General features: G+C 70.9%; 12 protein-coding genes. 6 read left to right on the forward strand and 6 right to left on the reverse strand.

The window, feature by feature from the left end; all coding sequences use genetic code 11:
- The first annotated feature begins 158 nt into the window (after positions 1-158).
- The 3 genes from VH112_06440 (at position 159) to VH112_06450 (ending at position 1911) form a co-directional block, all read left to right on the forward strand.
- Positions 159-704, forward strand: coding sequence for a hypothetical protein (locus VH112_06440; GenBank protein ID HEX4539867.1), 546 nt, complete (start codon positions 159-161; stop codon positions 702-704).
- Positions 705-856: 152 nt separating this feature from the next.
- Positions 857-1306 (forward strand): hypothetical protein, encoded by a 450-nt coding sequence (locus tag VH112_06445; protein ID HEX4539868.1) that lies wholly within the window; start codon positions 857-859, stop codon positions 1304-1306.
- A gap of 41 nt (positions 1307-1347) precedes the next feature.
- The gene (locus VH112_06450; protein ID HEX4539869.1) at positions 1348-1911 is read left to right on the forward strand and encodes a class I SAM-dependent methyltransferase; all 564 of its coding nucleotides are present in this window, start codon (positions 1348-1350) and stop codon (positions 1909-1911) included.
- 34 nt (positions 1912-1945) lie between these two features.
- Here VH112_06450 and VH112_06455 read toward each other — a convergent pair whose 3' ends face one another.
- Positions 1946-2758: an isocitrate lyase/phosphoenolpyruvate mutase family protein gene (locus VH112_06455; GenBank protein ID HEX4539870.1), complete on the reverse strand. Its 813-nt coding sequence runs from the start codon at positions 2756-2758 to the stop codon at positions 1946-1948.
- A gap of 49 nt (positions 2759-2807) precedes the next feature.
- A complete protein-coding gene (locus VH112_06460; GenBank protein HEX4539871.1) occupies positions 2808-4955 on the reverse strand; it encodes a hypothetical protein in 2148 nt (715 codons plus the stop codon).
- Positions 4956-4971: 16 nt separating this feature from the next.
- Here VH112_06460 and VH112_06465 point away from each other — a divergent pair, with 16 nt between their 5' ends.
- Positions 4972-5214: a hypothetical protein gene (locus tag VH112_06465; GenBank protein HEX4539872.1), complete on the forward strand. Its 243-nt coding sequence runs from the start codon at positions 4972-4974 to the stop codon at positions 5212-5214.
- Between the two features lie 94 nt (positions 5215-5308).
- Here the strand turns inward: VH112_06465 and VH112_06470 are convergent, their stop codons facing one another.
- A complete protein-coding gene (locus VH112_06470; GenBank protein HEX4539873.1) occupies positions 5309-5944 on the reverse strand; it encodes a DUF1707 domain-containing protein in 636 nt (211 codons plus the stop codon).
- A gap of 219 nt (positions 5945-6163) precedes the next feature.
- Here VH112_06470 and VH112_06475 point away from each other — a divergent pair, with 219 nt between their 5' ends.
- Positions 6164-6373: a TOBE domain-containing protein gene (locus VH112_06475; GenBank protein HEX4539874.1), complete on the forward strand. Its 210-nt coding sequence runs from the start codon at positions 6164-6166 to the stop codon at positions 6371-6373.
- 19 nt (positions 6374-6392) lie between these two features.
- Here VH112_06475 and VH112_06480 read toward each other — a convergent pair whose 3' ends face one another.
- The 3 genes from VH112_06480 to VH112_06490 form a co-directional block, all read right to left on the reverse strand.
- Complete coding sequence (locus VH112_06480; protein HEX4539875.1) at positions 6393-6548, reverse strand: hypothetical protein; 156 nt, start codon at positions 6546-6548, stop codon at positions 6393-6395.
- 122 nt (positions 6549-6670) lie between these two features.
- Positions 6671-7363, reverse strand: a complete 693-nt coding sequence (locus tag VH112_06485) for a hypothetical protein (protein ID HEX4539876.1) — start codon at positions 7361-7363, stop codon at positions 6671-6673.
- A gap of 129 nt (positions 7364-7492) precedes the next feature.
- The gene (locus VH112_06490; protein ID HEX4539877.1) at positions 7493-8875 is read right to left on the reverse strand and encodes a wax ester/triacylglycerol synthase domain-containing protein; all 1383 of its coding nucleotides are present in this window, start codon (positions 8873-8875) and stop codon (positions 7493-7495) included.
- A 469-nt stretch (positions 8876-9344) separates the two neighbouring features.
- Between VH112_06490 and VH112_06495 the strand changes: the two genes are divergently transcribed.
- A partial coding sequence (locus VH112_06495) for a DivIVA domain-containing protein (protein HEX4539878.1) occupies positions 9345-10991 on the forward strand: 1647 nt, incomplete at its 3' end.

Consider the following 10991-nt stretch of genomic DNA (forward strand, 5'->3'; position numbering starts at 1 on the left):
GTTGCGCAGGCCCAACCAGTAGGGCCCGCCGCCGGCCGTAGCCGGCGCCGGCTCACTGAGGACGGCGCCGGCTACCGTTCCTCCAACCCGTCCAGAGCCGCCCGTAGACTCCGTAGACACGCAGCTGTAGACACTGTAGACTTCGCTGGGAGGTTCGGATGCCAGCCACGGTTGCCCACGCCATCAAGGTGCTCGAGGAACGGTCCAGCCAGGACTCGGCTCTGGCCGAGGCGATCGTCTTCCTCGCCGCTGAGGCGGAGGGGCCGGAGCGCCCCTTCGATCGGCCCGCCAGCAGCGTCCTCCGAGCCGCAACGCTGGTGAACGAGCGCCGCCAGCGCGAGCGACGGGAGGAGGCGGCCTCGGCCGCGCTCGCCACCGCCGACGTGGTGCAGCTTGTCGGCTCCATCGGCGATCGCAAGGGCGTCGACCGGCGCCGCCGGCGCGGACAGCTGCTCGGGTGGCGAGCTGGTGGGCGGACCCTGCACCCCGCCTGGCAGTTCGATCCGAGGCGGGGAGACACGAGGCCGGGCCTGCCGACGGTGCTCGAGGCGCTGTCCGAGGTCACCCCCGATCCGCAGGCGGCGGATGCCCTCATGCGGGCGCCACGGGAGGATCTCGACGGGCGTACCCTGGCCGATCTTCTCGCCGCGGGCCGGATCGAGACCGTGGTTCGCCTCGTCCGGGCGGCGCGGGATCAGTCCTGATCGACTTCCCGGAGAGGCGACCGGCAGGCCTGCGCCTCTCTCCGAACCGGGGCACATGGTGGCGGATCGATGCCGCCCGTCCCGAGGACTGGTCCTGGCGTGCGTTCGAGTCGCCACGGGGGCGCTTCGATCCGCTCTCCGGGCGCTTTCGCGTGCGGTACGCCGCCAACCGGGCCGCGGCTGCCGCTCGTGAGCGTTTCCCGGCTCGCATGCTGACCGAGGCCGACGGCGAGCTGTGGCTCGTACGCCTGGGGGCGATGCCCGCGGGCCTGCGCCTCACCCACCAGACGATCCTCGACGCGCTGGGCCTCGACGACCGGGTGAGCACCGGGCGGATCGACGTGAGCCGGCGGCGTCAGCCTGATCCACTCCTCAACACCTGCGGGCGACTGGTGGACGCGGTGTACGACTGGTGGGACGGCCACGCTCCGCCGCTCGTCTACCGCACCCGCACGATGCCTGAAGTGGGGCGGACGATCGCCTTCACGGAGTGGACCTCACCACGGGTCGTATCGGCTGGTCGCCTTCGGGCCGCCACCGCGCTGCACGCCTATCTCGTGCTGGGCGCCGGGTTCACGGTGCCAGAGAGCTGGCTCCGGTAAATGCCGGCGCGATCGCGCTCGACGCCCGTACTGTCGTCCCCATGAACGAGGGGCATCTTCGATTCCTCGCCAGTCCCGAGTGGGCGCAGATGCTGGAGGGCGACCTCCTGCCGTGGGCGTTGGGGGTGGCCGATCTCGGTGACGACGTCTTGGAGGTCGGGCCTGGGCCCGGCCTGACCACGGATCTGCTCCGCCAGCGGACGTCGAACCTGACTGCCGTGGAGGTGGATTCCGACCTGGCGACGGCTCTCAGGGCGCGACTGAGGGACACCAACGTGGAGGTCGTTCACGCCGACGCCAGCGACTCCCATCTTGCGTCGAACCGGTTCTCAGCGGCGACGTGCTTCACGATGCTCCATCACGTCCCGTCCGTCGAGATGCAGGACCGGCTGTTCGGCGAGGTGCTCCGCGTCCTGCGTCCGGCAGGGTCCTTCATCGGCACCGACTCAGTCGACTCAGAGTGGCTTCGAGAGTTCCACGCCGACGACGTGTTCGTTCCCGTCGACCCCGACACGTTGGGCGCTCGGCTCCAAGCCGTCGGGTTCACCAGCGTCGACATGGACGTTCTGGACTACAAGGTTCGCTTCAAGGCAACCAAGCCCTGAAGCGGTCAGAGCGCGTCGACCGCCAATAGCAGTCCTAGGTGCCGAACGCCGTCGTCGCCTGCTGGCGCCCCTCGGCGGCCAGCTCCCCGTCGTACGTGCCCGACTCGAGCAGCTCGCCGGCGACGCGGGCCACGGCGCCGAGGGCGACGAAGCTGAAGGCCCCACCCACCGAGACCCGGGCGACGCCAATCGCGGCGAGCTCGGCGACGGTCGGTCCGCCGGGAAAGAGCAGCACGCTGACGGGCCTGTCGACCGAGGCGACGGTCTGGCGGATGTCCTCGATTCGCCGCAGCCCGGGGGCGAAGAGGACGTCGGCGCCTGCCTCCTGGTACGCCTGCAACCGGGCGATGGTGTCGGCGAGGTCGCGGCGGCCGTGGAGCAGGTTCTCCGCCCGCCCGGTCAGAAGCAGGCTGGTGCCGGCGTGTGCCGCCTCGGCCGCCGCCGCCACCCGCTCGGTTGCCAGTCCCGGCTCGTAGATCGGCGCGTCCGGATCGCCAGTGAAGTCCTCGATCGAGCACCCGGCCAACCCGGTCTGGGCGGCGCCGGTGACGGTCTCGGCGACGGCCGCCGGGTCGTCGGCGAACCCGTTCTCGAGGTCAGCGGACACGGGGATGGCGACGGCGCCCACGACCGCCGCTGCGTGGGCAAGTGCCTCGTCGCGGGTCACCGAGCCGTCGAGGCGGCCGAGGGTGCCGGCGAACCCGCTGCTCGTCGTGGCGAGCGCCTGGAAGCCGAGCGAGGCGAGCAGCTTCGCCGACCCCTGGTCCCAGGGGTTCGGCATGAGCAGTGGGCGACCCGGCACGTGGAGCGAGCGAAAGGCGGCGACCTTGTCGGATTGGGAAGCCATGGCTTGGACGGTAACGCGTTGGATGCGGGCGGCTCTCCGCTGCGCACGATCAGCGCCGCGGCCAGGGTGTGGCAACGGCGGCCGGTGGTGTCACGAAGCGCTGCGAGTAGCTCGCCCCGACGTTGCCCTGCTCGCCGGGCAGGATGACCTGATGGTCGACGGCGTCGACCTCGTCGACGGGCACGGTCAGACCGGCGTTGTCGCTCTCGGTGTTGAACAGCAGGTGGAGGCCGTGAGTGGCGATGTCGCCCTGGCGATAGCGGACGTCGCCCTGCGGCGAGAACCTCGGGTCCGGTGGCGCGTCCGGCCGCTCGGCCGGCTTTGCGGGGTCGTAGGTGGCGGTGCCCGGGATGTTGTAAGGAGTGCCGTCGAGGTGATGGTTCCAGCATCGGCGCTGGTACACGACCGAGCCCGCAGGCGCCGGTGAGGCCGGGACGCCATCGGCGCCGTAGCCCCACGTCGTCGGCTCGTGTGGGCTGCGGGGGGCCAGGTGCGGTCCGGGATCGGCACCGGTTCCGTCGTCGAAGCAGGAGTCGTCGACGTAGTACGGGACAGCCTCGACCGCGGCCAGGGGGGTGCCGACCGGGGTGACTTGGCCGACGCCCCATCGCTCCACGACCGTCCCGGCCGGGCCGGCCAGCTCGTCCCACGAAAGGGCCTCAGAGGCGAGGCCCGAGAACCTCGCGTCAGGGACGTTGAACGAGCCGTACACGCAGGCGTCGGAGGTGCAGGTCGAGTTGTTGGGATTGCCGACCTGGACGGGCTTTCCGCCGTTCGCCGACTGCACGGCGCGGCCCGCCGCGTCGTTGCTCGAGTAGGAGATGCCGTCCGGGCCGACGTGGGCGTTCACGTCTCCGTAGAGGACGGGGTTGATGCCGGCGACCGGCACGCCCTGGGAGTTGTAGGGGTTGTAGTAGCGGGTGATCTGGCCGGCCGCCATGTCCCACTGTGTGTAGATGCCGTCGAGGGGCGGGACGGGGTGCACCCGCAGCTCGGACCCGTGGTCGATCGAGTACGGGTAGAACGTGTCGGTCCGCACGACGTTCGTGCCGGAGTCCGCTCCCCAGGTGACCCGGATTACGCGCACCGGGCCTGATCGCTCGCCCATCAGCTGCGACGACCCGCCCCAGTTGCTCTGCTCGTCCTCGTAGCCGCAACACGGGGTCTTCCCCCCCGGAGACTGCTGGAATGCGCGGCCCTTGAACCGGTCGATGATGTTGGGCCCGTAGTCGGCGCGGGCGAGACCGGCGCCGTCGGGCGAGACCCGCAGATCGTCCATCAGCCATCGACCGTCGAAGCGGAACCGGTAGCCGGTGCTGCGGACGGTCGCGGTGTCGAGCGACCGTCGCTGGACGTACGTCGAGGGGTCGAGCGCGAGCCGGCCGTCGGCCGACTGCTTGAACCCCTGCCCAACCACGGGCTGACCCTGCGGGGTGCACACCGGACCCTTGGGAGCGGCGCCGTAGTCGGCGTACGAGCTCTGCGAGGCCACGAACGTGTCGGCGTTGGTGTCTCGCGAGTAGCGGACGTACGGCGAGTTGGCTGCCGTATAGGCGATGGGGACGGCCCATCCACCTCGGCCGGAGGGGGCCGACTGCATGATGTACACGTACCGGGTGATGCCCGTGCTCGGGTCGACCACCTGCACCTGCTTGGCGGCGGCGATGCCGCTGGGCAGCGCGCCCGAAGCGGGAGCAGCTGGTCCCGCGTCACGGGCCATGAACGCCATCTCGTCGGTGTCGATGAGGCCGGGGTTGGGGTCAGGCGTAGCGGCGCCGCCCACGGGCTGGGCTCGGCAGACGATCGCCGGATCTGCGGGGTTGAAGGGTGCGTTCGTCGTGTAGCGAAAGCCTTCCCGGTCGAAGGTGTAGGTCAGCTCCTGGTCGACACCGGAGTAGAAGGCGAAGCCCGAGGCGTTGTTGGAGATGTAGTGCTCCCACTTGGTGTCCACCTGGAACGGGATCTGCACGAAGCCTCGCCCGTTCCAGCGGTAGCCCCGCAGGCTTGCCGTGGGCACGCCACGTCGTCCCGGAAGGGTGCGAACGGGCAGCTGGCTCGACTGGAAGCAGTTGTGGTCGCCGTGGTTCGGATCGGTCCACCCGTTCACGTCGGGCGCCGGATTGGCCTGGTAGCAGTCGCTGCGCAGGGGTGGCGGCGTGTCCCGCTGGGAGTCGGCGGTGCCGTAGTTGGTCGGCACCTGGGGAGCCCTCGCGGTGAGCTCAGGCCCCGCCGACCAGTCCGGCACTTGCGAGCCCGTGATCACGATGGGGGCGTGGTCGAGCGCGGACACGGCGACCGCGCTGGCCCTGGCGGCCGGCGCCGGCGCCGGCGACGCGGCCGCGGCCGGACCTGGCATGGCGGCCCAGGCCGGCGCGGCCGCCGCCATCGCGCCCGCGCAGACCACTAGTGCCAGCACCCCAGCCCGGGAGCCGCCACCAGGCGACCGCCGGCGATGACCCTTCACCGCTGGGAATTCGTCTCAGCGCCCCGGTGCTCCTGCAATCGGGGCGCCCTCGGGCCTCCTCGTGGGCCGGCGACCCGGCTGCCGCGCTAGATCCTCGACCCCCAATGACCGTCCAGGCGGCGGCGATGATGTCGGCTCACCCGGAGTGCGACGAGGACGAGCAGCAGGACGGGCCACGCTGGCACCAACCACACGTGGAGGGAGATGGCCAGCACGGCCACGGCGATGAGAATCCCAACGCCAGGAAACACCGCGTGGTTGCGGGCAGGGACCGGTTGCCACCCCCCGGCGGCGGGCTCGAGCGCGGCCGGCCGAGGGTGTCCCGGGATGTCGTCGACGAGCGGGTCGAGGTCCCGCAGGTAGCGGGCGGAGTACACCGAGCCCAGCCGCTCCTCGAACTCGTCGAGGGTGAGGTAGCCCGCCGCTGTCGCCTCACGAAGCAGCGTGACCGCCCGATCGCGGTCGGCGTGCGAGGCCCGCAGCCGACCCTCGTTTGCGGACCACTGCGGCTTGCCCCATCGAGGCGGTGGGCTGGCGAGGCTCGCCGTCGGCCAGCGGTGGAGCGGCGCCCCGCGCTGGGTGCGTCGGCGACGCGCCAACCAGAGACCGCCCGCCGCCAGGGCGGCGATCAGCAGGATGGCGCCGTACATCGCCAAGAGCTCGAGCGTGCCGCCCATCCCCACGTGGTGCCAACCGTGCTGGCCGTACCCGTCAGGACCCATTCCGGCCTCCTGCGACTGGGCCGGTCGCCCCGACCGGCCTTCGCGCCCCATCCTGCCGCACTCGGTCCGTCGATGCTGGCCAGGCTCCCCGTCCACGGCCGGCTCGGGACGAGCTCGGAGCTCGAGACCGTCGCCGAGCCGCAAACGGCAGAGGCGGTAGGCGAACGACCAGGCCGATGCCCACATCCCGGCGGCTCGCCCACCAGATATCGTCCCGTCATGCCTCTCAGCGCTCGTAACCAGCTCGATGCCACCGTCTCGGCGGTCAGGCACGGCTCAGTGATGTCGGTGGTCACGGTCCGGTTGTCCGGCGGCCAGGAGATCGTGGCGGCAATCACCCGGGACTCGGCTGAGGCCCTCGCCCTGGGCGACGGCGATCGGGTGACCGCCATCGTCAAGGCGACAGAGGTGATCCTCGCGAAGGATTGACCCGTTCTGTCCTGAATTTCTAAGACGTGCGGCCCGCGGCCGCCACGCCTGCCGCCGCAGCCAGGAGATAGGCGGTGATCGTCCATTGGGCCGCTGTGCTGGAGACGTCGAAGTAGCGCTCGATCGACGGCAGGGCGACAGTGACCGCCGTATCGTCGATGAACCAAATGGACATCGACAGGGCCATGCCAACGAGAAGCAACTGCTGCTTCCTGGTCGCGCCCCACCGAGAGCTGTCCACTCGTCCCCCCCCGGGTCGCGAGCCCCGAGAGCTTGCGAGCTCTCAGGGTCCTCAGGCTATCCGACGTCCTCGACGGGGTCGTCGGCGAGCGGGTCCCGGTGTCCGGTGACGCGCCCCCACCACTCGTCCCGCAGGTCCCGCAGCTGCTCGAGCTCGCGGCGCTTGGCCCGACCCTGCTCCCTGATCTCCTCCACCTCGAGCATGGGCTGACGGAGACTTTCTCGGGCCTTGACCCAGACGACCTCTGCCCGTTTCTCGGCGGCGCTCCTGGCCTCGTCGACGTACTGGTCGAGCTGTTTGCGGGATTCGACGAGGAGCCGATCCGCCTGCTCACGCTCGCGCCGGGCCGAGCCGATGATCCCCGCGGCGCGGAACCGGGCGACCTCGCTCACATCCGACGTCAGCCGCTCGATCTCCTCCCGTTCCGACCTCGCCTGGGAGAGCACCTGGGCGGGCAGGTCGCGGCCCGCTGCGCTCACGGTGTGCAGCAGCCGCTCGGCCAGCTCGGCCACCGGAGCGGCCGAGTCCGATGTGCCCTCTCGGGCACGGTCACCCAGCTCGGAGATCTTGGCCTCGAGCGCCTGGGCCCGATCCGTGATCTCGGCCAGGCTCGACTCCGCCTCCTCGATCCGGCTCCGGGCTTCCTTCGCCTGTCGGTCGCGCTCGGCCACGTCCGAGTCGACCTGGCGGCGGTCGTAGCCGTTCCGCACCAGGGCGAAGTGGACTTGCTGGGCAGTGTGCTCGAACATCGGGAAGTGGTCCTTGTGCTGTTGTTCCGGGGGCTCTCGGGGGGCTCTCCGCGAACCTCGGGCCCATGCCGGAGCGTGGTTCGCTGATCTCGGGCCGTACTCTTCCCTTGCACTGCCGGTGCGCAAACCTCAGCGGGGCGCCATGACCAGCAGCTCATCGATCGAGCGCTGCATTCCCTCGATGATCAGATCGAGGTCCGGCACGGCCCTTGAATCGGCGCACAGACCGAAGGACAGCCGCCCGAGGCTCGATCGCGCCCCGACCCGCAGGGCGTGGCCCTGAGCGACCTCGACCACCCCGTCGACCGAGAGGACGCGACCCCCCATCAGATAGAGCGGGCCCGGGGGGCCGGGGACGTTGGAGACATTCAGGGCGAACACGTGGGGACTCATCGCCAGGTCGACGGCATGGTCGCCCAACGGCAGGTGCTGGAGGCCATGGACCAGGGCATCGAGCTCGGTGGCGTCGTGGGCATTTTTTCGCTCCGACGTCTCCCCGGAGATGGCGATCAGCTGGGCGCGGATGTCCGGCTCCTCGACGGGAAGGTCGACGAAGATGAAGGAGTCCCGGTTACCGAGCTGATCCGGCTGCTCGCCCGGGCGATGAAGGCTCACGGGCACCTTCACCCGGATGTGCCCGGTCGCTGCCCTCCGGGCCGACAGCCAATGCCGGATGCCGCCAGCGACCACCGCCAGGACGACGTCGTTCACCGTGACGCCCGGACCGACAGCCTTCCCCGCGTCGTGCAGCTCGGCGAGGGGACCCGAGAGCCAGCCCACGGTCCGGCTCGTGCCGATCCTGGCAGCCAGCGGAGAGAGGTCTGACCCGGGGAGCACCTCGCGACGAAGAGCAGCCAGGAGGCGCCGTGCCTCCCGTGGTGCCTGGCGCCAGTCAGGTCGCACGCCGCGCTCGGTCGACGCCCGAACTCGGGCGGCGAGGCCGAACCGCAGCAGCTCCCGTCCGGTGTACGACGGCGTGGGCGCGTTCGGCGCCGGCTCGGCCGGGCCTGGGTCCTGCTCGTCGTCCCATAAGAGCGAAGCGAGGACTCGGAGCCCGGTCATGCCGTCGGCCATGCAATGGTGCTCCCGCCAGAGCAGCGCCGTACGCCCCCCCGTCAGCCGCGCCACGTGCAGACTCCACAGCGGATGGCGGCGATCGAGCCGGTCCTCCATGAGCCGGGCCACGGCACGACGGAGTGTCCGTTCGTCGATCTCGTAATGCACGGCCAGCTGGCGTACGTGGCGGTTAACGTCGAAGTCGATGTCGTCGACCCAGACTGGGGGCGCCAACTCGAGCGGTGTCGGCGCCAGCCGTTGGGCGCAGCGCGGGACCCGCGCCAATCGGTCGGCGACGTGAGACCTGAGGCTCTCGAGGGTCGGAGGCTCGCCGTCGGGCGGAGAGTCGACGACGATGACAGTGCAGGTGTGGCCGGCGATGGGGCCGTGCTCGAGCTTCAGGATCCGCTCGTCCTCGGCCGTCAGCCGCTCGGCCTCGCACTCGGTTCGCGCCATCTACCCCCCGGTCAGCGGCAACGAGAGTAGCCCTCCGCGCCGCGCCTCGTAGACCCGGAGCGGGCCGCGTCCGCCGCGAGCTGCCTGATTTGCGACCGGCGCCGCCGCCGTGCAAACGTGACAACACTGCTGGGGTTTCGGTGAGCTCCTGAGGCCGGGCGCGTCACGCGACGCTGGAGTCCGGGTCGTTCTGGCCGGGCCCGGACCAGGACCGGACCCAGGTCGACGCGCCTGTCGCAGAGCAGGCATCGCGGGAGATCGAGCAGCGCGAAGCCACGGTGTCGGAGTTTCGAGGACCTTGCCGTGGGCATGCTGAGGGCAAGCCAGGGGGAGTGAGAGGTTGGTCGGGTTGCTGTGGGAGTCGCAGGTGAGTGAGGGCGAGGACACGAGGGTGGTTCGACCGAGGTGGGAGTCGCCAGTGAATGACGGCGACGGCGCGAGGGTGGTTCGGCCGAGGTGGGAGCCGCCAGTGAATGACGACTCGGGTCCGCCGCTCTACGACGAGGAAGCGGGCTCCGTGTATGCCCCGCCAGTTGGCGACGAGGTAGGCCCCGAGTACGGCGCCGCAGGTGACGACGGCCGAGCGGCCGAGCTCATCGAGGGTCGGGCCGAGCGACCCCACTTCGCCAGGGCACTGCGGGGCTACGACCGGGAACAGGTCGACACCTACGTCGCCGAGTACGCCCGCTGGGGGAGCGACGCCCTGGCCCGGATCGGCGAGCTCGAGACCAAGGTGTCGGATCTCGATGAGCTCGCCGAGACGTCTCGGCTGGATCGCGAGCAAGCGGACGAGCTCATCCGGCAGGCCGAGATGGCCACGGCCGAGGCGCAAGACCACGCCGCGGCGATAGTCGCCGAGGCCGAAGCCAGAGCCAGCGAGCTCTCGAAGGCGTACGACCACGATCGTTCGGCAGCGGACGGGTACATCCGGCGAGCCGAGATGACCAGTGCCGAGGCGGAGGAACGCGCTACCGAGTTGGTCGCCGAGGCCGAGGCGAAGTTGGCCGAGATCCAGGCCGCCTACGATGGCCGTGGCGAAGAGGCGGCCGAGCTGGTTCGCCAGGCTACGAAGACGAAGGCCGATGCAGAGCGCTGGGCGAAGGAGCTCGTCGAGCAGGCGCAGGCCAGGGCGGCCGACCTCGACGCCGAGCCAGAGCGCCAACGACAGGCGGCGGTCGAGTTGGTGCGACAGGCGGCCACGGTGCGGGCCGAGGCCGAACGCACGGCCAGCGAGGTGATGGAGAGGGCCAAATCCTCCGCGGCCGAGCTCTCAGCTGAGTCTGTCAGCGACCGTGAGGAAGCGGTCCAGATGGTCAAGCAGGCAGATGCCGACCTGGCCGAGGCGCAGCGCCGGTCGGCCGAGCTGATCGCGCAGGCCGAGGCGAAGGCTGCCGAGCTCTCAGCTCAGTCCGCGAGCGACCGTGAGGAAGCGGTCCAGATGGTCAAGCAGGCCGATGCCGATCTGGCCCAGGCGGAGCGTCGAGCAGCCGAGCTGATCGAGCAGGCCGATGCTGACCGGGCCGAGGCCGAGCGTCGAGCAGCCGAGCTGATGGCGCGGGCCGATGCCAACCGGGTCGAGGCTGAGCAACGGGCAGCCGAGCTGGTCTCGCAGGCCGAGGCGAAAGCGGCAGCGCTCTCAGCTCAGTCCGCCCGCGACCGCGAGGAGGCGCTGACCCTCGTCGCGCAGGCCGATGCCGATCGGGCCGAGGCGGAGCGCCGGACGGCTGAGCTGGTCTCGCAGGCCGAGGCGAAAGCGGCAGCGCTCTCAGCTCAGTCCGCCCGCGACCGCGAGGAGGCGCTGACCCTCGTCGCGCAGGCCGATGCCGACCGGGCCGAGGCCGAGCATCGAGCAGCCGAGCTGATGGCGCGGGCCGATGCCAAGCAGGTCGAGGCCGAGCACCGCGCAGGTGAGCTGGTCTCGCAGGCCGAGGCGAAGGCCGCCGAGCTCTCAGCTGCGTCCGCCCGCGACCGCGAGGAGGCGCTGACCCTCTTCGAGCAGGCCGATGCCGACCGGGCCGAGGCCGAGCATCGAGCAGCCGAGCTGATGGCGCGGGCCGACGCCGACCGGGCCGACACGGAGCGCCGGGCGGTCGTGCTGATCGAGCAGGCCGAGGCA

The organism is Acidimicrobiales bacterium, from assembly GCA_036270875.1.
Taxonomy (GTDB): domain Bacteria; phylum Actinomycetota; class Acidimicrobiia; order Acidimicrobiales; family AC-9; genus AC-9.

What these genes read in the sequence shown, in the direction of transcription:
- VH112_06440 (HEX4539867.1), top strand. Translation starts at nt 159, where the DNA reads ATGCCAGCCACGGTTGCCCACGCCATCAAGGTGCTCGAGGAACGGTCC.
- VH112_06450 (HEX4539869.1), top strand. Translation starts at nt 1,348, where the DNA reads ATGAACGAGGGGCATCTTCGATTCCTCGCCAGTCCCGAGTGGGCGCAG.
- VH112_06455 (HEX4539870.1), bottom strand. Translation starts at nt 2,758, where the DNA reads ATGGCTTCCCAATCCGACAAGGTCGCCGCCTTTCGCTCGCTCCACGTG.
- VH112_06470 (HEX4539873.1), bottom strand. Translation starts at nt 5,944, where the DNA reads ATGGGTCCTGACGGGTACGGCCAGCACGGTTGGCACCACGTGGGGATG.
- VH112_06475 (HEX4539874.1), top strand. Translation starts at nt 6,164, where the DNA reads ATGCCTCTCAGCGCTCGTAACCAGCTCGATGCCACCGTCTCGGCGGTC.
- VH112_06480 (HEX4539875.1), bottom strand. Translation starts at nt 6,548, where the DNA reads ATGTCCATTTGGTTCATCGACGATACGGCGGTCACTGTCGCCCTGCCG.
- VH112_06485 (HEX4539876.1), bottom strand. Translation starts at nt 7,363, where the DNA reads ATGTTCGAGCACACTGCCCAGCAAGTCCACTTCGCCCTGGTGCGGAAC.
- VH112_06490 (HEX4539877.1), bottom strand. Translation starts at nt 8,875, where the DNA reads ATGGCGCGAACCGAGTGCGAGGCCGAGCGGCTGACGGCCGAGGACGAG.